Origin of the sequence: Anaerobacillus sp. 1_MG-2023, assembly GCF_030547345.1 — a bacterium.
In the GTDB taxonomy this organism is placed as follows: Bacteria; Bacillota; Bacilli; order Bacillales; family Guptibacillaceae; genus Guptibacillus; species Guptibacillus hwajinpoensis_B.
Genome location: NZ_JAUORD010000002.1, coordinates 66,436 through 90,582 on the forward strand (window position 1 = coordinate 66,436; position 24,147 = coordinate 90,582).

The 24,147-nt window shown below is 39.5% G+C and carries 26 protein-coding genes and 1 riboswitch; of the genes, 20 read left to right on the top strand and 6 right to left on the bottom strand.

Going from position 1 to position 24,147, the window contains the following annotated elements; all coding sequences use genetic code 11:
- Positions 1-27 precede the first annotated feature (27 nt).
- From rpoD to Q4550_RS04105, 6 genes are all read left to right on the top strand, one after another.
- Positions 28-1,143 carry an RNA polymerase sigma factor RpoD gene (gene rpoD, locus Q4550_RS04080; RefSeq protein WP_194219522.1) on the top strand — a complete coding sequence of 372 codons (1,116 nt, stop codon included), beginning with the start codon at positions 28-30 and terminating at the stop codon, positions 1,141-1,143.
- 367 nt (positions 1,144-1,510) lie between these two features.
- A complete protein-coding gene (locus Q4550_RS04085; protein WP_303530565.1) occupies positions 1,511-2,650 on the top strand; it encodes an acyl-CoA dehydrogenase family protein in 1,140 nt (379 codons plus the stop codon).
- A gap of 225 nt (positions 2,651-2,875) precedes the next feature.
- Positions 2,876-4,531, top strand: a complete 1,656-nt coding sequence (locus tag Q4550_RS04090) for an AMP-binding protein (RefSeq protein WP_303530566.1) — start codon at positions 2,876-2,878, stop codon at positions 4,529-4,531.
- Positions 4,532-4,746: 215 nt separating this feature from the next.
- Complete coding sequence (cccA, locus tag Q4550_RS04095; protein ID WP_194219525.1) at positions 4,747-5,109, top strand: cytochrome c550; 363 nt, start codon at positions 4,747-4,749, stop codon at positions 5,107-5,109.
- A gap of 141 nt (positions 5,110-5,250) precedes the next feature.
- Complete coding sequence (locus Q4550_RS04100) at positions 5,251-5,961, top strand: tRNA (adenine(22)-N(1))-methyltransferase (RefSeq protein ID WP_303531119.1); 711 nt, start codon at positions 5,251-5,253, stop codon at positions 5,959-5,961.
- Positions 5,958-7,079, top strand: coding sequence for a Nif3-like dinuclear metal center hexameric protein (locus tag Q4550_RS04105; RefSeq protein ID WP_303530568.1), 1,122 nt, complete (start codon positions 5,958-5,960; stop codon positions 7,077-7,079). The genes Q4550_RS04100 and Q4550_RS04105 overlap by 4 nt, the downstream gene beginning before the upstream one ends.
- Before the next feature lie 35 nt (positions 7,080-7,114).
- Here Q4550_RS04105 and Q4550_RS04110 read toward each other — a convergent pair whose 3' ends face one another.
- Together Q4550_RS04110 and vrrA are read right to left on the bottom strand one after the other, a co-directional pair.
- Positions 7,115-8,059 (bottom strand): 4-hydroxy-3-methylbut-2-enyl diphosphate reductase, encoded by a 945-nt coding sequence (locus tag Q4550_RS04110; RefSeq protein WP_303530570.1) that lies wholly within the window; start codon positions 8,057-8,059, stop codon positions 7,115-7,117.
- A 93-nt stretch (positions 8,060-8,152) separates the two neighbouring features.
- Positions 8,153-8,761, bottom strand: a complete 609-nt coding sequence (vrrA, locus tag Q4550_RS04115) for a VrrA/YqfQ family protein (RefSeq protein WP_303530571.1) — start codon at positions 8,759-8,761, stop codon at positions 8,153-8,155.
- Between the two features lie 367 nt (positions 8,762-9,128).
- Between vrrA and Q4550_RS04120 the strand changes: the two genes are divergently transcribed.
- The gene (locus tag Q4550_RS04120) at positions 9,129-10,406 is read left to right on the top strand and encodes a DEAD/DEAH box helicase (RefSeq protein WP_194219529.1); all 1,278 of its coding nucleotides are present in this window, start codon (positions 9,129-9,131) and stop codon (positions 10,404-10,406) included.
- A 152-nt stretch (positions 10,407-10,558) separates the two neighbouring features.
- Positions 10,559-11,452 carry a deoxyribonuclease IV gene (locus tag Q4550_RS04125; RefSeq protein ID WP_303530572.1) on the top strand — a complete coding sequence of 298 codons (894 nt, stop codon included), beginning with the start codon at positions 10,559-10,561 and terminating at the stop codon, positions 11,450-11,452.
- 26 nt (positions 11,453-11,478) lie between these two features.
- On the opposite strand, the gene Q4550_RS04130 is transcribed toward Q4550_RS04125, so the two are convergent.
- On the bottom strand, positions 11,479-11,739 hold the full coding sequence (locus Q4550_RS04130; protein ID WP_194219531.1) for a DUF2624 family protein: 261 nt from the start codon (positions 11,737-11,739) through the stop codon (positions 11,479-11,481).
- Positions 11,740-11,943: 204 nt separating this feature from the next.
- Here Q4550_RS04130 and Q4550_RS04135 point away from each other — a divergent pair, with 204 nt between their 5' ends.
- The 5 genes from Q4550_RS04135 (at position 11,944) to Q4550_RS04155 (ending at position 15,984) form a co-directional block, all read left to right on the top strand.
- Positions 11,944-12,810 (top strand): YitT family protein, encoded by an 867-nt coding sequence (locus Q4550_RS04135; protein ID WP_303530573.1) that lies wholly within the window; start codon positions 11,944-11,946, stop codon positions 12,808-12,810.
- Between the two features lie 79 nt (positions 12,811-12,889).
- Complete coding sequence (locus Q4550_RS04140) at positions 12,890-13,690, top strand: lytic transglycosylase domain-containing protein (RefSeq protein ID WP_303530574.1); 801 nt, start codon at positions 12,890-12,892, stop codon at positions 13,688-13,690.
- A gap of 237 nt (positions 13,691-13,927) precedes the next feature.
- Entirely contained in the window at positions 13,928-14,704 is a 777-nt protein-coding gene (locus tag Q4550_RS04145) for a metal ABC transporter ATP-binding protein (RefSeq protein ID WP_194219533.1), read from the top strand.
- A 3-nt stretch (positions 14,705-14,707) separates the two neighbouring features.
- Positions 14,708-15,547, top strand: coding sequence for a metal ABC transporter permease (locus tag Q4550_RS04150; RefSeq protein ID WP_303530576.1), 840 nt, complete (start codon positions 14,708-14,710; stop codon positions 15,545-15,547).
- A 17-nt stretch (positions 15,548-15,564) separates the two neighbouring features.
- Positions 15,565-15,984: a Fur family transcriptional regulator gene (locus Q4550_RS04155; protein ID WP_303530577.1), complete on the top strand. Its 420-nt coding sequence runs from the start codon at positions 15,565-15,567 to the stop codon at positions 15,982-15,984.
- A gap of 16 nt (positions 15,985-16,000) precedes the next feature.
- Here the strand turns inward: Q4550_RS04155 and Q4550_RS04160 are convergent, their stop codons facing one another.
- Positions 16,001-16,579, bottom strand: a complete 579-nt coding sequence (locus Q4550_RS04160) for a hypothetical protein (protein ID WP_303530578.1) — start codon at positions 16,577-16,579, stop codon at positions 16,001-16,003.
- Between the two features lie 159 nt (positions 16,580-16,738).
- Between Q4550_RS04160 and Q4550_RS04165 the strand changes: the two genes are divergently transcribed.
- A complete protein-coding gene (locus Q4550_RS04165) occupies positions 16,739-17,146 on the top strand; it encodes a hypothetical protein (RefSeq protein ID WP_303530580.1) in 408 nt (135 codons plus the stop codon).
- A gap of 71 nt (positions 17,147-17,217) precedes the next feature.
- Here the strand turns inward: Q4550_RS04165 and ispG are convergent, their stop codons facing one another.
- Together ispG and Q4550_RS04175 are read right to left on the bottom strand one after the other, a co-directional pair.
- A complete protein-coding gene (gene ispG / locus Q4550_RS04170) occupies positions 17,218-18,336 on the bottom strand; it encodes a flavodoxin-dependent (E)-4-hydroxy-3-methylbut-2-enyl-diphosphate synthase (RefSeq protein WP_194219537.1) in 1,119 nt (372 codons plus the stop codon).
- 139 nt (positions 18,337-18,475) lie between these two features.
- Positions 18,476-18,811: a hypothetical protein gene (locus tag Q4550_RS04175; protein ID WP_303530582.1), complete on the bottom strand. Its 336-nt coding sequence runs from the start codon at positions 18,809-18,811 to the stop codon at positions 18,476-18,478.
- Between the two features lie 182 nt (positions 18,812-18,993).
- Between Q4550_RS04175 and Q4550_RS04180 the strand changes: the two genes are divergently transcribed.
- The 6 genes from Q4550_RS04180 (at position 18,994) to sat (ending at position 24,133) form a co-directional block, all read left to right on the top strand.
- Positions 18,994-19,869 (top strand): DUF1002 domain-containing protein, encoded by an 876-nt coding sequence (locus Q4550_RS04180; RefSeq protein WP_303530584.1) that lies wholly within the window; start codon positions 18,994-18,996, stop codon positions 19,867-19,869.
- A gap of 69 nt (positions 19,870-19,938) precedes the next feature.
- Positions 19,939-20,595 (top strand): NfeD family protein, encoded by a 657-nt coding sequence (locus Q4550_RS04185; RefSeq protein ID WP_303530586.1) that lies wholly within the window; start codon positions 19,939-19,941, stop codon positions 20,593-20,595.
- 115 nt (positions 20,596-20,710) lie between these two features.
- A riboswitch (SAM riboswitch) is annotated at positions 20,711-20,816 on the top strand.
- A gap of 96 nt (positions 20,817-20,912) precedes the next feature.
- Positions 20,913-21,056, top strand: a complete 144-nt coding sequence (locus tag Q4550_RS04190) for a YezD family protein (RefSeq protein ID WP_194222197.1) — start codon at positions 20,913-20,915, stop codon at positions 21,054-21,056.
- A gap of 111 nt (positions 21,057-21,167) precedes the next feature.
- Positions 21,168-21,890: a phosphoadenylyl-sulfate reductase gene (locus Q4550_RS04195; protein WP_303530588.1), complete on the top strand. Its 723-nt coding sequence runs from the start codon at positions 21,168-21,170 to the stop codon at positions 21,888-21,890.
- Positions 21,891-21,895: 5 nt separating this feature from the next.
- Positions 21,896-22,960, top strand: coding sequence for a sulfate permease (locus tag Q4550_RS04200; protein WP_303530590.1), 1,065 nt, complete (start codon positions 21,896-21,898; stop codon positions 22,958-22,960).
- 24 nt (positions 22,961-22,984) lie between these two features.
- Positions 22,985-24,133, top strand: coding sequence for a sulfate adenylyltransferase (gene sat, locus Q4550_RS04205; RefSeq protein ID WP_303530592.1), 1,149 nt, complete (start codon positions 22,985-22,987; stop codon positions 24,131-24,133).
- The last annotated feature ends 14 nt before the right edge of the window (positions 24,134-24,147 follow it).

Consider the following 24,147-nt stretch of genomic DNA (forward strand, 5'->3'; position numbering starts at 1 on the left):
TTGAGATGTATGGAAGGAGGGGATCGAATGGCTGAAAAACCAACTCGCCAGCCGGCGGAAGGTGAATTAACCATCGATCAAGTGAAAGAGCAGTTAGTAGAGCTTGGAAAGAAAACAAGCTTAATTACTTACTCTACGATCGTAGAACGGTTGTCCCCGTTTGAACAGGATTCCGATCAAATGGATGAATTCTTTGAATATCTAGAGGAACAAGGTGTAGAAGTCATCGAAGATAGTACTGAAAACCCTTCGCCTCAAGAAGTAAATAAGGAAGAAGAATTCGATCTTAATGACTTAAGTGTTCCTCCGGGCGTCAAAATAAATGATCCCGTTCGTATGTACCTTAAAGAGATTGGCCGAGTAGATCTTCTTTCTGCGAAGGAAGAGATTAGTCTAGCACAACGTATTGAAGAAGGTGACGAAGAGGCAAAGCGTCGTCTCGCTGAAGCAAACCTTCGACTAGTTGTTAGTATCGCGAAAAGATACGTAGGACGAGGTATGCTCTTCTTAGATTTAATTCAAGAAGGAAATATGGGTCTCATTAAAGCCGTTGAGAAATTTGATTACCGTAAAGGTTACAAATTTAGTACTTATGCCACGTGGTGGATCCGTCAAGCTATCACTCGCGCCATTGCAGACCAGGCTAGAACGATTCGTATTCCAGTTCATATGGTTGAAACAATCAATAAATTGATTCGTGTGCAGCGCCAGCTTCTTCAGGATCTTGGCCGTGAACCAGCTCCTGAAGAAATTGGTAAGGAAATGGACCTGTCTCCTGAAAAGGTCCGTGAAATTCTTAAGATAGCTCAAGAACCAGTATCTTTAGAAACGCCTATTGGGGAAGAAGACGATTCCCACCTCGGGGACTTTATTGAAGATCAAGATGCGTTGGCACCATCCGATGCTGCAGCTTATGAACTACTCAAGGAACAGCTTGAAGACGTACTAGATACGCTGACTGATCGAGAGGAAAATGTTCTTAGACTGCGTTTCGGACTTGATGATGGACGTACAAGAACCCTAGAAGAAGTAGGTCGCGTCTTTGGAGTTACACGTGAGCGAATTCGCCAGATCGAAGCGAAAGCACTTCGCAAGCTACGTCATCCAAGTAGAAGCAAACGACTTAAGGATTTTCTTGAATAGAATGGATCACTCTCTGTCTGCTCATGCAGTCAGGGAGTTTTTTTATAGCTTAATGAATCACATTCTTACCATATGTGGAAACGGTTTAGTTAAAAACTCTTTTTTTATCGTTAGTGGAACGGATCAATAAAGAATACAATTCCTGTCATTTATTTTACTGATTTTTCTTTCGTTTTGCAAATGCCCCTTTTTGTATAAAAAGCGTTAACCCCCGTTGTAGTAGGCTTCTGAAAATAGTTTGGCAAAAAAATAATATATAAAATTATTTTTATATTCTAAAATGTTGAAAAAGTAGCAATCAAAGGAGATAATGAAATGTAAGCGCATTCACATTATTGGATTTTTATTTACAGGAGGTTATTTGTTCATGAACTTTGACTTAACGAAAGAACAAAAAATGATTCAGAAAATGATTCGAGAATTTGCGGACGAAAAAGTGGCGCCAGGTGCCGAACAACGCGATAAAGAGAAAAGGTTTCCAAAAGAGATATTTCAACAGCTTGGTGACTTGGGGATTATGGGGCTTCCATTTCCAGAAGAATATGGAGGAGGCGGTGCAGATACCGTCAGCTTTGCAATCGTAGTAGAGGAATTGAGTCGTGCATGTGGTTCAACTGGAATTACATACTCGGCGCACGTATCACTAGGAGGGGCACCGCTGAACTTATTTGGTACTGAAGAACAGAAGCAGAAATATCTTGCCCCAATCTGTTCCGGTGAGTCATTAGGAGCCTTTGGTTTAACAGAACCTAATGCTGGTTCTGACGCAGGTGGGACCGAGACTGAAGCAGTACTGAAAAATGGAGAATGGGTAATTAATGGAAGCAAATGTTATATAACGAATGCTTCATATGCTGATCATCTTGCATTAACGGCTATTACTGATCGTAAGGATGGTAATAAAGAAATTAGTGCAATCATTGCGCCTACTTCTGCACCAGGATTTAGAGTAGTTGATAACTATGAGAAGCTTGGACTTCATTCTTCAAACACAACGGAACTTGTAATGGAAGACGTGAGAGTCCCAGAAGAAAATCTGCTGGGGAAACGCGGAGATGGCTTTAGACAATTTCTTATTACTCTTGATGGTGGTCGAATTGGAATAGGTGCTATGGGAGTAGGGATTGCTCAGGCAGCTTATGAGAAGGCGTTACAGTATGCTAATGAGCGTAAGCAGTTTGGTCGTGCTATTTCACGCTTCCAGGCGATTCAATTTAAGCTAGCGGATATGGCGATGAAAATTGAATTAGCGAGAACGATGGTATATAAAGCAGCCTGGTTGAAAGATCAAGGGAAGAAATTTACAAAAGAAGCTTCTATTTGTAAGCTCTATGCTTCAGAAATTTGTATGGAAGTTTGTGATCAAGCTGTTCAGATTCATGGAGGAAATGGATATATGCGCGATTATCACGTTGAGCGTTATTTTAGAGATGCAAAACTACTTGAAATTGGAGAAGGTACTTCAGAAATCCAAAGAATGGTTATTGCTCGAGAAATTGGTTGTTAAACTGAACGAGCGCTCGATTAGTTGTTACTCTTGAAGTTTCTCTATTATTGTCTTTTTCATAACATGAATTTATTAGTGAACCCCATTAACTAGTTAATTTTGGTTCAAGTCGTAAAGGAGCCAAAACCAACACTGATTATTAACTAAGTAAATACCATGGTCCAGAAGAGAAGAAGATGATCTCTTTATCTCTTCTGGGTTCTTAATGATGATAGGAGTGTTACTATGACGAATTTGCTTCATGAGACGATCGGATCGATGCTCGAAAGACAAGTGGATCAGTTTGGGAAAAAAGAAGCTGTCGTCTACTCAAAAGAAAAAATTCGATTCACATTTGAAGAGTTCAATAATGAAGTAAACAGAGTTGCTAAAGCGTTGCTAGGGTTGGGTGTTACTAAAGGAGAGAACGTAGCAGTTTGGGCTACGAATGTGCCGGAATGGTTACTTTTGCAATTTGCCACTGCAAAAGTGGGGGCGGTCCTTGTCACGATTAATACGAATTACCAATCATCAGAGTTAGAATATGTCCTAAAGCAGTCAGAATCCACTCGTCTCTTTTTAATTGATGGCTTCAAAGGCACTTCTTATCCTGAGGTTTTCTTGCAACTTCAAAAAAGCAATGATCAACTGACTGGTGGGAAATGTGTGATAGCTGGCCTTCCATATTTGAAAGATGTTATTTATATTGGATCAGAAGAACGTTCTTTGTTCATGAATTGGCGAGATTTTCTCAAGGGAAGCGTATCGGTGACAGATAAAGCATTAGAAATGAGAAATGGAGAACTTGATCCAGACGATGTCATTAATATGCAGTATACGTCAGGAACGACCGGCTTTCCGAAAGGAGTGATGCTCACTCATAATAATATTCTCAATAATGGCTACCAGATTGGCCAATGTATGGAGCTCACTCATAATGACCGACTTTGTATTCCTGTTCCATTTTTCCACTGTTTTGGTTGTGTGCTCGGAACTTTAGCGGCTTTTTCTGTAGGAGCGACAATCTTTCCGATCATTGAATTTGAACCAGAACTGGTACTAAGAACTGTGGAGAAAGAAAGATGTACAGCACTTCATGGTGTACCAACGATGTTCATCTCCGAACTCAGTCTTGCTGAATTTGAATCCTATAATCTAAGCTCGTTAAGGACCGGCATAATGGCTGGAAGCCCATGTCCGATAGAAGTGATGAAAAACGTCATGAAAAGAATGAATATGGTAGAAATAACAATAGCTTATGGACAGACTGAAGCTTCACCAGTAATTACCCAAACAAGAACCAATGATCCGCTCGAGTATAGAGTAAATACAGTGGGAAGAGCCTTACCAGGTGTCGAAGTGAAGATAGTTGATCCCGTATCAGGCCTCGAGGTTCCATCTGACGAAGCGGGTGAGCTATGCACGAGAGGGTATCACGTGATGAGAGGGTACTACAACATGCCTGAGGCTACGAGTCAAGTGATTGATGAAGAAGGATGGCTTCATACTGGAGATATCGCTAAAATGGACTCAGAGGGGTATGTAGAGATTACAGGACGTTTGAAAGATATGATTATACGTGGGGGAGAGAATGTTTATCCCAGAGAGATTGAAGAATTTCTGTATACCCATTCGTCTGTTCAGGACGTTCAGGTTATTGGAGTACCAGATGAGAAATACGGTGAAAAGGTAGTAGCATGCATTCAATTAAAAGAAAAAGGAGCAGTTAATGCTGCCGATATTCTGTTATACTGCAAAGGTAAAATTGCAAGATATAAAGTACCTGCACACGTCTTCTTTGTAGATGAGTATCCAATGACAGCTTCGGGGAAAATACAAAAATACAAGTTACGTGAATCAGCAGTTGAATGGGCGAACCTTAATTCAGAAATATCCAAATAAAAATAATTGTTGGCATCAGTGATTGTGCTGATGCCGTTTGTTTTATTAAAAAAATTTGCTATGATAAGTATAGAGTGAAATCAATGATAAATATGTGATTTGCCTCGCTTCCCCTTTTCTTTCATAGCGTTTTCAAGTAAAATAAGTTATGATTTGTTTACTCTTACATAATTGGGGAAAACGATATCAGCGAATCGGTACAAGGAGGAAAAGAAATGAAAAAGAATCCGCTTATTCCATTTGCATGGACGGCAGTTATCGGATTAATTCTCATTATTGGTGTTTCTTTCTGGGCATTGCAACAGGGCGGCGAAGAAAGTGCTGAAGGTGAAGGCGAGAAGCAAGAACAAGCTGAAGCAGCAGCACCAGAAGATATTTACGCTCAGAACTGTGCTTCCTGTCATGGCGGTGATCTAGGCGGCCAGGTTGGACCAGCTCTAAATGCTGTTGGCGGAAAGTACTCCAAAGATGAAATTCTCGACATTATTAATAATGGTAAAGGGTCGGGAATGCCAGCTGGAGTTATTCAGGGAGAACAAGCTGAAGCAGTAGCTCAGTGGTTATCTGAGAAAAAATAAGAAGGAAAAAAGCTTTCTGTGAGAACAGGAGGCTTTTCTATTTGTATGTCAATTAACCTTTCTAGAATGCAAATTCTTGTTAGCTTGCATGCAGAGAGGGTAAACTATAGAAAAGAAAACTGGATAAGTAGTGGTGAAAAAATGAACGATAAATTATTATCTGAACGTTTGAAAATGGTTGCGAATTTTGTTCCAGAGGGAAGCAAAGTGGCTGATATTGGATCTGATCATGCCTATTTGCCATGTTATTTGATGAATCATCAACGTATTACTATGGCAATTGCCGGAGAAGTGAACGAGGGTCCATACCAATCGGCTATCAAGCAAGTTAAGCGAAGCGGATTCACCAATGAGATAACAGTACGTAAGGGAAACGGCCTTGAAGTCATCTCGCCTGGAGAAGTGGATGTGATTACAATCGCAGGAATGGGAGGACAACTCATACGGGATATCTTGCTAGGCGGAGTAGAGAAGCTAGAAGATGTGAAGCGGCTAATCTTACAACCTAATGTTGCGGCACATCTTTTACGTGAACGGCTTGCGGATTTGAACTGGGAACTTGTCGAGGAACGGATTCTTGAAGAAGATGATAAAATTTACGAAGTCCTTGTATTTGATGCTGGCAATGGAAAGCAACCCTACGCTGGAATGGACGGCAAAGAACTTCAAAAGAATTTACTTGCAGGCCCCTTTCTCCTAAAGGATAGAAATGAAGCGTTTATGAAAAAATGGCAGGTTGAATTAAAGAAAAGAGAACGAATCTTACAGTCTCTTACAAATACAGAAGGTGTTTCTGACAAAGAAGCGCAGGTAACGAATGAACGTGACATTATTAAGGAGGTAATCTCATGAGCAAGATAGCTTCAGCTCAGGCGCTTATTCAAGAATTTGAGTCCTGGTCAAAAAAGAAGTATGCCGAAAATGGAGATCCAATTGGTTTGCAAATCGGAAGCTTAAACAAAAAGGTTAAAAAGGTAATGACCGCGCTTGATGTTCTTCCCAACGTGGTAGACGAAGCAGTTCGAGAAGGGGTAGATTTAATTATTGCCCATCACCCCCTCCTTTTCCGTCCTCTTAAGAAAATCAATTTGGATACAGAACAGGGGAAAATGGTGGAGAAGCTAATTAAAAATGACATCACTGTTTACGCGGCACATACAAATTTAGATGTTGCCCCTGGCGGTGTAAATGATATGCTCGCGGATGCATTAGGACTACAAGAAACGAGCGTTCTTGTTGAAACATTTCAACGAGAACTAAAGAAAATAGCTATATTCGTTCCAATTACACATCAGGAACAAATTAGAACAGCTCTTTCGAAATCAGGAGCAGGGTTTATAGGCGAATATAGTGATTGTACATTTACTTCTCAAGGAACTGGCCGATTCAAGCCCACAGTTCAAGCGCAGCCATTTATTGGTGAATCAGGAGAGTTAGAAGCTGTTCAAGAGGTGAAAATTGAAAGCATTTTTCATGGAGATCAACAAGCGAAGGTTTTAAATGCTGTTAAAAAGGCGCATCCTTATGAAGAAGTAGCTTACGATATTTATCCTTTAGAAAATGAACCAGAAAATCTTGGGCTGGGAAGAATAGGTCATCTTGATGCAGAAATGACATTAGAAGATTTTGCTGATTATGTGAAAGAAAAGCTTGGCGCAAGTGGTGTTAGAATTGTAGGAGATCTTACTTCTAAAATAAAAAAAGTTGCTGTGTTAGGTGGAGACGGTAATAAATTTATTAGTGCAGCTCGATTTAGTGGAGCAGATGTATTTGTATCAGGTGATATTTATTACCATGTAGCTCACGATGCTATGATGGAGGGGCTCCAAATTATTGATGCAGGCCATAATATTGAAAAGATTATGATTGAGGGTGTACGGGAAAAATTGCAGGCTTTTGTAGAAGAGAAAAATTTTGATACGGTTATTATGTCTTCACAAGAAATAACGGACCCCTTTCAGTTTAGATAAACAAAAATCCCGCCTAAAAGTAGGCGGGATTTTTGTTATTTTTTCACTTTCACTTTAGGGAGAATTTTAGAAGAAGGAACGTTTAGCTCACGAGTCCACGTTTCTTCGTTGTCAGGATCATATTGATCAAGAAAACGTATCACTTCTTTTGTAATCGGAGTTGGTGTAGAAGCACCTGCAGTTACTCCAACTGTTTCAACACCTTCAAGCCATTCAAGCTTTAATTCAGAAATATCCGCAATCCGATAGGCTGGTGTGCCAGCAACTTCAATGGATACTTGGGCAAGTCTATTAGAGTTGTTACTCTTAGGATCTCCAACCACAAGAACTAAGTCAGTATCACCAGCTTGTTGGGCTACGGCTTCCTGACGAACTTGAGTGGCATTACAAATTTCATTATGAATAACCGCGTGTGGATAACGTTCCATTGCTTTTTCTATAATTTCTTGAACATCCCACTGACTCATGGTCGTCTGATTTGTAATAATGATGTTATCAGAATCGATTTCAAGTTCGTCAACTTCTTCAGGCTTTTCAACAAGATGCACAATATCAGGAGCAATCCCCATCGCACCTTCAGGCTCAGGGTGGCCTTTTTTGCCAATATAAATGACGTGATAGCCCTCTTTTTGTTTTTCGCGAATTAAATCATGTGTCACTGTTACATCTGGACAGGTAGCGTCAAGTACAGTAAGGCCTTTTTTCTCCGCTAACTCTCGAACTTGAGGTGAAACACCATGTGCAGTGAAAATGACAGTTCCTGATTCTACTTTTTCGAGAATCTCCATCCGATTTGGTCCATCAAGTGTAATGATACCATCATCTTCAAATGCATCTGTCACGTGTTTATTATGAACGATCATCCCGAGTATAAAGATCGGGCGCGGTAATGTTTTATCTAATGCGGCATTTCGTGCAATTACCATAGCATCGACAACACCATAGCAATAACCTCTTGGCGAAATTTTAGTTACTTTCATCGAGTACCTCCTCAACCCAAATACGGATTGTTGTATAACTGATCTTACTTAATTATAAAGGAGATTCCGAGATAACTCAATGAATCACGATGTTCATACATAGAGTTTCGGTTTAGACTTGATACTGATTTCATTTGAGCTTGTCGTTTTTGTTTTTTTCTTGGCTTTTACCCCTGTGGGCTTCTTAGTTGGTTTTTTCTTTGGAGTTTTTTTCTGCTTTTTCGGTTTTTCTTCGACTTCATCCTCTGTTTCATCCTCTTCACTTGACCCTGAAGACTTCTGATATTCCTTAAACAAAGCAATCATTTCTGGGAGCTGCTTAACCATTGGACCGTATTGTTGCACCATTGGTTTAATTGTATCAGCAGCCTGCATCACTTTTTGAACATTTTGGATCATTCCCATCATATCCATGCCACCCTGTCCGGCACCCGGAAGGATTCTAGAGAGCATGCCGGCTTGTTGGGGTAAACCTGGGATGGCACCTCGTTGCATGGCTGGAAATGCTCCTGGAGGAGTCGGGAGTCCCTGACTTCCTTGAGGGGCGCCTCCTCCTAAAAACCTGGATAGCAGACCGCCGCCACCTCCTGTTTGCTGAGGCTGTGCAAATCCTGGCCCAGGACCTTGAAACCCTCCTCCGGAAAATGGAAAGCCCATACCTGGACCCGGACCACTTTGAGGGGAGGGAGGAAATTGATTCATGTCTTACCCTCCTTATGATAACTTGACCATAATAAGCTCTTGGTATTAATAAGGTATGCCGCAAAAATAGAAGGTGTGAGAATAGAGATTAATGGGCAATACAAGTAATGAGAAGTTTTATGAAGTGAAATTAGTTAGGGAATCGCTTTACTTTTTATAATGGTGTTCTACGATTCAACCTTAAAGTTTCTGTTGTTCTTGTTCGGCGACTATTGTAAACGTGTTGCGAAATTGAAAAACGATCACTTTCACCGAATTTATGGCTTTCTAAAATAAATAAGATGATCGCTCTTTCCTTAACGTATGGCGCTTTGAGCAAAAATGTTCTATAATACAAGTTGGATTAATGGATGGAGGAACAATAATAATGAAACACTTTGATAGATTAGGGCTTAAGCCTTTTTTAGTTGATGCTCTAGAAGCTCAGAAATTCAACAGACCAACCGAAATACAGGAGAGACTGGTCCCAGCGATACGCAATGGTGACAGTGCGATCGGACAATCGCAAACAGGATCAGGCAAAACGCTTGCTTTCTTACTCCCACTTATTCATCGAATTGATAGTGGATTAAATGAATGTCAGGCTGTTATTACAGCGCCTACGAGAGAATTGGCCGATCAAATTTACAACGAATCGTTAAAATTGATCTCTACGCTTCCTGAAGAAGAGGCAATTTCTATTAAAAAGGCTGTAGGTGGAACTGATCGTAAACGTATGATTAGTCGTATGAAAAACACACCACATATTGTCATTGGAACGCCGGGGCGTATTAAGGATCTTGTTGAAGAGCAGGCGCTAAGCGTTTTTCCTGCAACGATGCTTGTTGTTGATGAAGCGGACCAAATGTTGGACATGGGATTCATTGAAGATGTAGACTATATCGCATCTCGAATGGCTAAACAACTACAAATGCTTGTGTTCTCTGCAACTATTCCAAAGAGCTTGCAGCCATTTTTGAAAAAGTACATGGACAATCCTAAATTTGTAGAAGTGAATGCAGAACAGGTGACGGCTGATAAAGTAGAGAACATTTTTATTCCTGCGCGATATAAGGAGAAGAAAGAGCTACTTTTGAATGTGACTAAGGCAATTAATCCTTATCTTGCTCTTGTCTTTACTAACACTAAACAAACGGCAGATGAAGTGGCTGACTTCCTTATCGAAAATGGCCATAACGTTGAAAGACTTCATGGAGGTGTTCAAGCACGTCAGCGTAAACAAATTATGAAGAAAATCCAGGAAGCTGAATGTCAGTATGTAGTCGCAACTGACCTTGCTTCAAGAGGGATCGACATTAAGGGCGTTTCACACGTGATTAACTTCGAACTACCAAAAGATCTGGATTTCTATATTCACCGAGTAGGACGTACAGCAAGAGCGGGTCACGATGGAATAGCGTATACACTGGCAGAACCATCTGATCAACAAGCTATACAAAAGCTATCTTCAAAAGGTATTAGCATCGAATACAAAGAAATTAAAAATGGTGAGTGGGTAGAAGCTAAGCCCGTAACTCCAAGAAAAAAGCCTACCTCATCAAAACCTGAGGTTTTTGTACCTAAGCCTAAGAAAGTAAAGCCAGGCTATAAAAAGAAAATGCAGCAGGAAAGAGATCGGATTCAGCAAAAGCGCGGTCGGAAATAATTCAAAACCCTCTTATAACAGAGGGTTTTTGTCTGCTTAATCATTATGAGAGAGCATGTGTTAAATATACTTTTTCAATCGACATCATTAGATGGCAGGTTAGCAAAAAGATATAATAAAATGATGAAGTGAAAAGGGAAGGATTGAAGATAATGTTGAAAATAGGCTCACACGTTTCAATGAGCGGTGATAAAATGCTTCTCGGAGCAAGCGAAGAAGCTGTTTCATATGGCGCTACAACTTTTATGATTTACACGGGTGCACCTCAAAATACGAGGCGGAAAGCGATTGAAAAGCTTAATATTGATAAAGGTTCGGCCCATATGAAAGAGAATGGTATCAGTGACATCGTTGTCCATGCGCCATACATTATTAATATTGGAAACACTACAAAACCTGAAACCTTTCAGCTCGGAGTCGATTTTCTCAGATCTGAAATAGAGCGTACACATGCTCTTGGTGCTCGCCAAATCGTGCTCCATCCTGGTGCTCATGTAGGTGCTGGGGCAGATAAAGGAATTCAGAAAATTATCGAAGGATTAAATGAGGTGCTAACAGCCGATCAAGAAGTTCAAATCGCTCTTGAAACAATGGCTGGTAAGGGTTCTGAGTGCGGAAGGAGCTTCGAAGAACTAGCTCAAATCATTGAGGGTGTTACACATAATGAAAAGTTATCCGTTTGTTTTGATACTTGCCATACGCACGATGCAGGTTATGATATTGTTCATGACTTTGACGGAGTTCTAAATGAATTCGACCGAATGATCGGAGTGGATCGGTTAAAGGTGCTTCACGTGAATGATAGTAAAAATGAGCGTGGTGCGTCTAAAGACCGTCATGAAAATATTGGGTTTGGTCACATTGGCTTTGATGCACTTAATAAAGTGATTCATCATCCTCAATTGAAAGATGTTCCTAAGATCTTAGAAACGCCTTATGTAGGAGAAGACAAGAAAAATAAGAAGGCGCCTTATAAATTAGAGATTGAAATGCTTCGAAATCAAAATTTTGATGAAGATTTAAAAAGTAAACTAATGTCTGTCTAACAAAAAACCGCTTAAGCGGTTTTTTGTTATTGGGTAAGAAAAGAGAGAATTAACTTGTTTACGCGTGACGCAACCGAAGGACTAACTTCACGACTAATTTTCATTAATATACGTTTTCGTTGCGTTTGGTTAGCGATATCAATATTTTCTTGTTTTAAAATTTGCACAATTTTCTTTGCATCAGTTGCTGAAAGTGTAATACCATATTGGTTAGATAGTTGAAGCAATTCCTCTGTTGTAATTCGATTCAATTTAAAATTTACAAGTTGAAGCTGTATTGGATTCATCACGATGCCCCCTTTGCCTATCTCATACTATGCACACAGTTCACGATGGTGTTCGCAAAAGAACATTCTAAACTTTTAGGATCAGGTTATTTTATTATCGTTTTCTTGAGTTTTGACTCATGACATATCGTGAATGAGCCAATAGACAATTATGCTCTTTAACATAAGCTTCAAAGAAATAAGAGACATACTTTGGAGGGTCCCATGGAAAAAAAACAGCATAGGAAAGAAAGTAAAACGCATTTAATTTATAGACTTTTTATGATTATGATTGGCGCTTTTCTCGCTGCCGCAGCCATTGAATTATTTTTAGTTCCAAATCAGTTGATTGACGGTGGAATTATAGGGGTATCCCTTATTTTAGATCACCTCACAGCATTTAATTTTGCTATTCTGGTTGTCGTGTTAAATCTTCCATTTATGTATTATGGTTATAAGCAAATTGGTAAGACGTTTGCCTTTTCAACATTATTTGGGATTATCGGGCTTGCTACATTCGAAACCTTTCTTCATCATACAGATCCATTTACAACGGAACCTATTCTTGGTACGGTTTTCGGCGGATTGACATTGGGACTAGGCGTTGGATTGGTGATTAGACATGGCGGTTCAATGGATGGTACTGAAATATTAGGGATTTTGTTAACGAAAAAAATTCCTTTTTCAATTGGCGAGTTTGTTATGTTTACAAACATATTTATTTTTACGTGGGCTGGATTTGTTTTCAGTTGGGAGAATGCGATGTATTCTGTAATGGCGTATTATATCGCTTTTAAGACAATTGATACGGTGATTCAAGGTCTTGATGAAACGAAAGCTGTATTGATTGTCTCGGATTTATACGAGGAAATTTCGAATGCTATTTTAGATCGACTTGGTAGAGGAACGACAAAACTCGTTGGTAAAGGTGGTTATACTGACGAGGAGAAAGAAGTAATATATGTAGTTATAACAAGGTTAGAGGTAACGAAACTAAAAAGTGTGATCTACGACATTGACCCTCATGCATTTATTACAATTATGAATACTCAAGAAACAAGAGGGGCGAAATTCAAATCTCCAATTCATTAGACTTCCTATACCGGGGGTCTTTTTTCTTATGGAATTGTAATGATTTATGAGCAAAATAGTAGAAAGGTTTGAGAAAAAGATGATAGGGTATTACCTTAACTGGTGCTCTTCAGCTTTATTAATACCAGTTGAAAAGGAGTGCAACACTATTAATTTTATTCAAAACAACATCAAAAAACCTCTGTCTATGATCACTGTAATTGTTCTAACACTTGTTCTAGCATTAGTCCTTGTACAATCTCATCTATTTAATGAGCAGGTGGCCGATGCTGAAACAACTGTCGGTGAATTGGATCAGAAATCATCCCAGAATGATCAGATGAAAACACAGACAGCTATTAGTAAATTAGAAAAAGAAACGGGTTACTCACTTGACCCAGACACAGTAAGTGTAGAAGAGTGGAAGCAGGCAAAAGCTTACTCTGAACAGTTCTACCAAGATAGCGAGGGGAAGTTTAGTAAGAAGTGGGGATTGTTTTTAACGTATCAGGCTATGAAAGAAGATATTGATCCTACAATCGTTTATGAGCTTCTGAAAGTTGAGACAGGAAATACGTTTGACCCTGAACTCATTGGGCCAGAAACAAAGTATGGGCATGCTTATGGGATGGCTCAATTCATGACAAATACGGCTCCGTGGATTGCAGATATGGCGGAGATTGATTATTCAGAAGACAAGCTATTTGACCCTTATTTTTCAATAACACTTTCCGTCACCTATCTTGATTATCTTTATGAAAAATATGAGAATTGGGATGAAGCTCTGACAGCTTATAACCGAGGTATCGGCGGATTGAAGGCTTATGTAGCAGAAAAAGGAACACCGAAAAGCAGCTATTCAGAAGAGATTCAGGAGATGGCTACCCTTCATGAAATGTAAACACAGCTAAAAAGCACCTTCGTTTCTTTCTCCGAAGAAGCGTAAAGATGGCCACAGCTTTCAAGTCTGAAAGCTGTGGCCATTTAGTGTTATGGAGGAACTTTTTATCCGATTTATGACCAATCAAATTACGGCTGGCTGATAGAATCTCATCAAGGAAATTTACAAATGTTTATCATATAAGGTATACTACATAATGTAAATCGTAATGATTCTTATAGATGGAAGGTTTTATTTATGGCAACTTCTCAAAATATCATTGATCTTCAGAATATCTCTTTTCATTATGGGGATGGATATGTTCTTGAAGACATTACTTTTTCTATTCCTAGTGGAGCATTTGTAGGACTTGTAGGTCCGAATGGTTCAGGTAAATCAACTTTAATTAAAATCATATTTGGACTATTGAAGCCTCAAAAGGGCCAAGTGAATATATTCGGCAAGAAGATGAATAAGTTTCATGAGTGGAGTAAAATCGGTTATGTCTCTCAGAAAGCAAATAGTTTTAATTCAGGATTTCCTGCTTCTGTATTTGAAGTCGTTTCAATGGGATTAGCGAGTAAACTTGGGTTATTCAAATTTATGAAAGCAACACATCGAAAAGCAGTTATGGAGGCTCTCAAACAAGTAGGAATGAGTGATTATGCATCAAGTAATATTGGAGAACTTTCTGGTGGACAGCAGCAGAGAGTGTTTATTGCAAGAGCGCTTGTCAGTAAACCAGAAATTCTTATTCTTGATGAACCTACGGTGGGGGTAGATGCTAATTCAACGAGTGATTTCTATGAACTTCTTGGTAAGCTTAATCAGGAGAATGGCATTACCTTGCTTCTTGTCACACATGATATCGGAACGATTACGGATAAAGTAACGCATGTGGCATGTTTGAATAAAACCCTTCACTTTCATGGTGAAACAAATGAATTTGAACAATTTAATGATCGTGAACTATCTGGATTTTATGGCCATCATGTTCACGTTCTAAGTCACGACCATGATCACGGAGGCATTTAGAAAATGATAGAAGCTTTATGGAAATTTGAGTTTTTGCAAAACGCTTTTTTGGCGGGCATATTAATTGGAATTATTGCGCCGCTACTTGGAGTGTTTATTGTTGTTAGAAGACAGGCATTAATAGCGGATGCTTTATCACATATTACTTTGGCAGGAATAGCTGCTAGTTTACTTCTAGGTAAGTATTTTACATTCTGGCAGGGCGTTAATCCTGTTTATATGGGAATGGGATTTTCTGCAGCGGGTTCGTTATTTATTGAGCAACTGCGAAAAGTGTACAAGCATTTTGAAGAGCTAGCGATCCCCATTACTTTATCTGGGGGGATTGGACTTGGGGTCGTATTCTTATCATTAGCAGATGGATTCAATTCTGATCTATTTAATTATTTATTCGGAAGCGTCATTGCCATTAGTCGAAGTGACTTAATGGCTGTGGCAGTGATAACGATTATTGTCGTACTTGTTGTGATTTTATTATACAAAGAACTATTTTTTCTCTCATTCGATGAAGAGCAAGCAATCGTATCAGGTGTTAGAGGAAAGTGGATTCATTTCATTTTTATTTTACTTGTCGCGTTTGTGATTGCCGTTTCGATGCAGATTGTAGGAGTACTACTCGTTTCGGCGCTTATGACGCTTCCTGTTGCTGCAAGTATTCGAATTGCTAGAGGATTTAAGCAAACAATCGTATACTCCATTATTTTGGGAGAAATTGCGGTGCTTGGTGGACTTGTTCTGGCATATTATCTAGATATTGCTCCGGGTGGAACAATTGTTATTCTATCAGCGTTGATCTTGTTGTTCGTGCTTCTATTCAAAAGATTAAAACAGTGGAAATCTTAACATAATGAGGTGGATATATGAATGTCTCTACAGCATTGCGTATTTTAAAGGATGAAGGTTATAAATACACTGAAAAACGGGAGGATCTCGTCACTCTTTTCGCCAAAGAAAAGAGGTATCTTTCAGCAAGAGATGTGCTGAACCATATGCAAGAAAGCTATCCCGGGATGAGTGTTGATACGATTTACAGAAATTTAACTCTGTTTGCGGATTTAACGATATTAGAGGAGACAGAATGGAACGGTGAAAAGCGCTATCGTCTTAGCTGTTCAACCAATACGCATCATCATCATCTCATTTGTCTGGATTGCGGTAAAACACGCCAAATAGAATCCTGTCCAATGGAGAACATTCCAGTAGGAGACTCTGAGTTTGAAGTAACAGGACATAAATTTGAAGTGTACGGTCGTTGTGTTGCATGTCAGGCGTATGCCTAAAAGCGGAAGAGCATAATTATGCTCTTCCGCTTTTATTATGGTGCTTAAGCCACTGTTGAGCTTCTGGCCATGTTTCCAATCGAGATACATTAGAAGGCACTGTTCCTTGGTTGTATGGAGTGTCAAAAAGGATCACTGGGATCTCACATTCCTCTGCAATCGCACATGCATTATCGTATTTATCCTCAAAAAAAACGTCAACGCTATGTTCTTTAATGGAATCAATTTTATCATGTTTTCCAATAAGTTCGATATGATGATAAGGGACGCCATTTGATGTAAACCAGTCTTTTGTTGTGTTGAGTAAATGATCCCCTCTTGCACTAATGTAGAAAAGTTCATAATCCAATTTCCATTCTTCTAGGATAGGATGAGCTTGATCCGCGATAAGGGCATTTGCGTAAATTTTTTCTTCATTTGTTTTTAACCACTCAAAAAACTTTTTTTGAGGAATGCCGAGAAGGTTAGCGAGATTGTACTGAGTGATATCATGTAATGATAATTGTTTATTAAATGAAGAATTTAAATAAGGAAGAAAGGTTTTAGGACTTGTTACAGTTCCATCAATATCAAGTCCGAGTCTTTTGATCGTCATAATATAACTCCTTTTTGATTTGCTCTCTTTTCATCATATCATAGAAAAGAAAGGCAATAAGAAGGAATTGGGATTATCTTACTGATTGAACGAACATATTCTTACACTCACTGACAAATACTAATCATGCTCCACAACAAGGTAAAGTGAGGGATGTATATGACAGAAGACAGACATGATGACGATCTGGACTTTATCGAGGAGCGCGAAGTTCGCAGCGAATCGGAAGAGGAATATCTTGAGGAAGCTGCAGCTGAAGTAGCCCCTGGTGTATTAGACCGTCCTTATTTACAGTCGCCTGAAAATGAACGTCCAACTGCTGAGGAGTATCATGAACACTTTGAAGCTAAAAGACAGGAACAGGATCGAACAGGAGTGGGAGTGGGTGTAGCTGCTCTTGCTTTATCGGTTATTTCCTTGTTCATACTTCCCGTCATTCTTGGAGCAGCGGGAATCGTCGTAGGATTTGTTGCTAGGAGAAAGGGACTAACAACGCTCGGATCATGGGCGATTGGTGTTGGTGCCGCTTCAATGATCATCAGCTTATTCTTCGCACCGTTCTTTTAGTTGAAAACCTTAATAGAAAAGCCAGGCACTTTAAAAGTGCCTGGCTTTTCTTCTTTGATCAAGAAAAAGAATTAAGAGTTAGCTTCAGCTTTCTCTTTTTCTTCTGCCATTTTCTTGTAATGTTCTTCTGCTATTTTGTCGACTTCTTTTTTCAACTCTTCTACCATGGTTTCCTCAGGAACTTTACGGATAATTTCACCATGTCGGAAGAGGAGACCTTCACCACGTGCACCTGCAATACCGATATCAGCTTCACGCGCTTCACCTGGACCATTCACTGCACATCCAAGCACGGCTACTTTAATAGGTGCTTTGATTGTTGAAATGTACTCTTCGACTTCATTTGCGATTGAAATAAGGTCAATTTCGATACGCCCACAAGTTGGACAAGAAATTAATGTGGCTGCATTCGCTGCAAGTCCAAATGATTTAAGAAGCTCTCTAGCTACTTTTACTTCTTCAACCGGATCCGCACTAAGAGAAATACGCGCCGTATTTCCGATTCCTTTTGAAAGAATAACACCAAGACCGGCTGCGCTTTTAACTGTACCTGCAAATAGAGTCCCTGACTCTGTAATTCCGAGATGCAGTGGGTAATTAAAAGAACGTGCTGCCAGTTCATATGCTTCAGTTGCAAGGTTAACATCGGAAGCTTTCATGGAGACGATGATATCGTAGAAATCAAGGTCTTCAAGAATTTTAATATGGTGAAGGGCACTTTCTAGCATTCCCTCAGCTGTAGGATAGCCGTATTTTTCAAGGATTTTTCGCTCAAGTGAACCAGCATTAACGCCAATGCGAATCGGAATGCCTTTTGCTTTGGCTGCTTTTACGACAGCTTCCACTTTTTCGCGACGTCCAATATTACCAGGGTTAATACGTATCTTGTCTGCTCCACCTTCAATAGCTTTTAGTGCTAGCTTATAGTTAAAGTGAATATCAACGACAAGAGGGATATTAATCCTCTTTTTGATTTCAGGGATTGCATCTGCTGCCCTGTCATCTGGACAAGCTACTCGTACAATCTGACAACCAGCTTCTTCAAGACGATTGATTTCAGCAACTGTTGCTTCCACATCGTGAGTTTTGGTTGTTGTCATACTTTGAATAATAACTTCATCGTTACCGCCTATTGTTAAAGGACCTACTTTAACAGGTCTAGTTTGACTACGGTGGGTAATTTCATTCATGCGAAAATCGCTCCTTTTACATGTAGGATTGCTTACCTCATGATTTAGATCGCTTTTATATACTCCCTTGTAGGGAATAAGACTCATCTGTAATACTATCCCATTGTAGCAACTTTAGAGAGCTATTGACAAGAAATAATCATTGAGCAGATGTTTGGTCATAAGTAGGTATCCTATATTCTTTCCCAATTTGTATAAGAGTTGGATGAATTTTATTTAATGTTTCAAAATCGTGAACGACCGTTTCAATCGGAACCGGTATTGAGCCGTTCGCTTTTTCTACTAAAGAAAGAACAGTATCGCCAGCATTTATTTTATAAACCACATAGGGAGAGTTTTTTTCAGGTGACACTACTTCGACTGCTTCTGATACTTCTGAAATAGCTCTGTTATTTGTAAGGGTTCCTGTTGTTAAATCATAATAAGTTGTATGAAGGACAAGCAGAAATAAGGAACTTAACAATAGTTTTCGCATCTCTCGCAACTCCTTCAGAATGATTTCCTTTGTACTACGATATGCTTGTCCTTCCATGATATGACAGATTTCCTAGTGAATTATCTTTTCTTTCGATCGAGTGTCGAGTAGAATACTAAGAGATGGGGAGATTAACTGAGTTACTCTTCATTAGAGCCTCACGTTAAAAGGAGACCAAAAACATGCTTAAAAAAGGATTGCCGTTTTTATTGTCGATGGTGTTAATGATGTCTATTATTCCTATGGTGGCACAAGCGGATGCGAGCGTCGGAGATGTTATCGTTACACTTGGTGAAGATCTATCTGAAGAGCAAAAACAGAAGCTAGTTGATGAAATGGAAGCTCCGGAAAATGCAATGACGGTAACGGTATCAAATGAAGAAGAGCATAAATATCTTGGGAATTATATAAGTAAAGCGCTAATCGGTACACGCGCCTTATCTTCTTCTTCCATAACCATTGGTGAAAAAGATGCTGGTTTAAGCGTTGACACAAAAAATATTAATTGGGTAACAGATGAAATGTACGCAAATGCTTTAATAACAGCTGGAGTAAAAGATGCTGATGTTTATGTGACAGCACCAATGGAGGTTTCAGGTACGGCCGCATTAACTGGTTTAATCAAAGCTTATGAATTAAGCACAGATGAAGTGATACCTGAGGAGCAAAAACAAGTAGCAAATGAAGAGCTCGTCACTACTGCAAAATTGAGCGATAGTATTGGCGCAGATAAAGCAACGGAGCTAATGACTAAGATTAAGGATGAAATTGCTACAAACCCACCCGAGACGGAAGATGACTTAAGAACAGTTATCAAGCAAATTGCTAACGATTCAGGTATTGAATTGACTCAAGATGAGTTGGATGGTCTTGTTGAACTGTTTAATCGAATGAAAAATCTTGATATTGATTGGGATCAAATGAAAAGTCAGTTGCAGAACGCGAGAGAAAATCTAGACGATTTTTTAAATAAAGACGAGACACAGTCATTTATTCAAAAAATTATTGATTTCTTTATTGCGATTATTGATGGAATAAAAGGGGTATTTCAATCGTAAAGTGACAAGTGACTGAAACTTTCTTCCCTTTTGAACGTATAAGAGAAGAAGGAAAAGGAGGGAGCGAGGATGGAAATTCTATCTTTGCCAGCAGTTGGCTTTCTTATCGTCTTACTTAGCGTGCTATTCTTGTTTGCTGAGTTACTTGTTCGTGTAAAAGGTATTTTTGGATTGATCGGAATACTATTGCTCACATTTTATTTTAGTTTCCATCTTACTTCTTTATCATCAATTCTCTGGATGGGACTTGTGTTTGCTGTTGGTTTAGGCTTAGTTATTCTTGATGGGAAATTACTCAACGATGGTACATTTGGTTTGATTGGATTAATAATGATGGTTACAGCCGTAGCCATTCCTTCTCCAACTTTCCTTTATGGACTTCTCGTTTCAAGTGGTTTTTTAATTGGTACAGCTGCTTCATTCCTGTTTTTGCGTGTTTTCCCCGCACGCTCTATGTGGACGAAAATGACGTTAAAGGATCGGTTAAGCAGTGAAATGGGGTATAATTCCATGAACTCTGAGTATAAGAGTTTAGTTGGAGAATCGGCTATGACAATTACTCCATTTCGACCAAGTGGAACAATACAAGTCAATGAGAAAAAGTATAGCGCCATTTCTGTTGGAAGTTGGATCGATAAGGATACGGCAGTAGTTATTACGTCTGTAGATGGTACGCGTATCTTAATAGAAGAGAAAAAAGAAGAAAGTAAACGTCATCCAATTTAAAATGGTCCCCGAGTCATAGATTCGGGGATTTTTTCATATTCTTTTCTAATCCCTTTATCCCGATCTCTAAACTAGGGTTGACATGTTGTTAGATAATAGTTAAGATTTAGAAAATAACTTATCAAGAGAGACCGAGGGACTGGCCCGTTGACGTCCAGCAACCTGCCTGATTGGCAAGGTGCTACTTCCAGCAAAATGGAGTCCATTTTGGAAGATAAGGTGAATTAAGGTAACCTGATCTGTCTTTCCAATTTGGGAAGGCTTTTTTCATTTATAAGCTTCTCCTCATGATTATTACGACAAAGGGAGGTTGCATGATGGGAACGAAAGACCAGAATTTTTCAGACGTTGCTGTACGCATAGAACGAATGCTAAGTTCGTTGAAATTTGGATCAATTACGCTTGTTGTTCAAGATGGGAAAGTTGTTCAACTTGAAAGAAAAGAAAAAGAACGACTTTAATATTGGCGCTGACTAGAGAAACTAGAGGCGATTCTAACCCTAAAGGTTAGAATCGCCTCTTTTTTTAAACTATAAAATATATTTCCTTGATCGGAATTGGGAGGGTTAGAAATGAATTGGTTCTATGATAATTGGTCGGGTAAGGAACCTGAATTCAACGTTGAATCAGAAACGAAAGGGGCTCTTGAAGTTCTGAAGCGGGCGTATCAAATTTACCAAGATGATATTGTATATGCTTGTAGTTTCGGTGTTGAGGGTGTCGTTCTAATTGATTTGATTTCCCGAATAAACCAGAACGCGAAAATTGTTTTTCTGGATACAGGTCTCCATTTTGATGAGACTTATGAGCTAATTAATAAAGTAAAAGCCAAATATCCATCTCTAAATATTAAGTTAAAGCAACCAAAGGAGTCGGTCGAGGAACAGGCATTAAGTAAAGGAGATGCTCTATGGGAGCGAGACCCGGGACAGTGCTGCAATTTGAGAAAGATCATACCATTGCATGAAGAATTAGATCATGTAAGTGCCTGGATCTCAGGGTTAAGGAGAGAGCAGTCGCCACTCAGACAAAAGACAAATTATTTCAATAGAGATGATAAGTTTCAGGCGATTAAGGTTTGTCCACTTATTCATTGGACATGGAAAGATGTTTGGAGGTACGTGTACGAAAAGGATTTACCATACAATCCCCTGCATAATAAAGGCTACCCAAGTATAGGATGTGCGGTATGCACTGAAAGCGTATTGGAAGGTAGTGATTCTAGAGCTGGGAGATGGGCAAATCAGGAAAAAACGGAATGCGGCTTGCATCTTGATTCAGCACCAAATCGGTGACGGTCATGACAACCTTAGTTATTACGGTGGCTCTCTTTTTTGCTATGAATATTGGCGCTAGTGGAGCTGCGGCATCGATGGGAGTGGCTTACGGGGCTGGAGCGATTAAAAGAAGAAGTGTAGCACTGAGTGTTTGTGCGATTGGGATTGTTGGTGGTGCCACATTAGGTGGAGGTAATGTTATTAAAACAATGGGGAGTGGCATTATACCTACTTCCGTACTCAGTCTAAAGGTTATCTTGATTATTTTCATTTCAGCTACAACAGCGCTCTTTCTAGCAAATATGATGGGGATTCCATTATCAACAAGTGAAGTTACTGTGGGCGCAGTGGTAGGAGTTGGTATTGCTTACCGTGCTTTGTACTTTCAGAATGTGATGTTCATTATGTTGTTGTGGATCGTTATACCAGTTATTGCTTTTGCTACAGCTCTCAGTGTGGGGAAATTTTTAGGTCTTTTAAAACAAAGAATCAAACTTACTTCAAATTGGCAAAAGCCACTCACCATTTTTTTAATTGTAGCCGGTTTTCTAGAAGCTTTTTCAGCAGGAATGAATAACGTCGCAAATGCGATTGGACCGCTAGTTGGAGCGGGTGTTTTATCCCTTTCTCACGGGGCATTTCTTGGGGGAGCTTTTGTTGCTTTAGGTGCTTTAGTATTTGGTAAACGTGTTATTGAAACGAATGGTTATCGCATCACAAAGTTTTCACTTGGTGAAGGTTGTGCTATATCAGGTACGAGCGCTGGACTTGTGATTGGAGCTTCCTTATTTGGGATTCCGGTGCCGCTTACCCAGATTACCACCTCATCGATCATTGGTATTGGAACGGCTAAAGATGGATTTCAGCTTTGGCAGAAAGATGTCATTACGCGAATGATTAAAGTTTGGGCAGTTTCACCGGTTTTTTCTTTAGTTATTTCTTATAGTATGATCAAACTTTTTTTAGAAAGTGATTTATATACATTAATTGCAATTGGCAGCGTTATTCTAGCGACGCTTGGGTCAGGAAGTTTAATTCGATCGATTCGCTCTCAAAAGGGGACATTACAAGACGAAGGAAGCTTATAATAAATTCAATTTGGAGGGATTAAGATGGCAACAATTAACGCGCATGGAGGAACATTGATTAACCGTTACAAACCTAATACTGAAATTGATGGGATTATTCAAGAAATTGAGCTAGACACTACTGCGTTAAGTGATCTGGAATTAATCGGAACTGGAGCGTATAGTCCGTTAACTGGTTTTCTTAATGAAAATGAGTATACGTCAGTCGTTCATCACCTCAAATTAGAAAGCGGGTTGCCATGGAGCATTCCTATTACGTTGCCAGTTACGCACGAACGAGCTGCTGAGATCGTAATTGGTGATAAAGTGAAGTTAACTAATAATGGGACTGTGTACGGCACAATAGAAGTGGAATCCAAATATACTCCTGATAAGGGAGTGGAGGCGCGCCACGTGTATTTAACAGAGGACAGTGAACATCCAGGAGTGAAAAAATTTTACGATAGACCAGATGTTTACATTGGTGGACCAATTACACTTATTAAAAGAACCGAAAAAGGCAAGTTTGACCGCTATCATTATGATCCATCTGAAACAAGAGATTATTTTGAACGTCAGGGCTGGAAGAAAGTTGTAGGATTTCAAACAAGAAATCCAGTTCATCGAGCGCATGAGTATATTCAAAAGACCGCACTTGAAACAGTGGATGGCTTGTTCTTGAATCCTCTTGTAGGTGAAACCAAATCAGATGATATACCAGCAGAAATTCGAATGGAAAGCTATGAAGTTCTACTTAAGAACTATTACCCTGAAGATCGTGTGCATCTTGGTGTCTTCCCTGCTGCTATGCGGTATGCAGGGCCAAGAGAGGCAATCTTTCATGCGCTTGTTCGAAAAAACTTTGGATGCACACATTTTATTGTGGGGAGAGATCATGCCGGAGTAGGTGATTACTATGGCACTTATGATGCCCAGAGAATCTTTAGTCAATTTACAAGCGAGGAATTAGGAATTACACCACTCTTCTTTGAACACAGTTTCTACTGTGAGAAGTGCGATAGCATGGCTTCGGCCAAAACGTGCCCGCATGGGAATGAGCATCACGTCATTTTATCAGGTACTAAAGTACGTGCCCTTTTACGAAATGGGGAGCAGCCTCCGGCAACATTTAGTCGTCCTGAGGTTGTGGAGGTACTAATTAAAGGAATGAGTGAGAAGACAGTGAACGCATAAGGGGGAGATTTGAG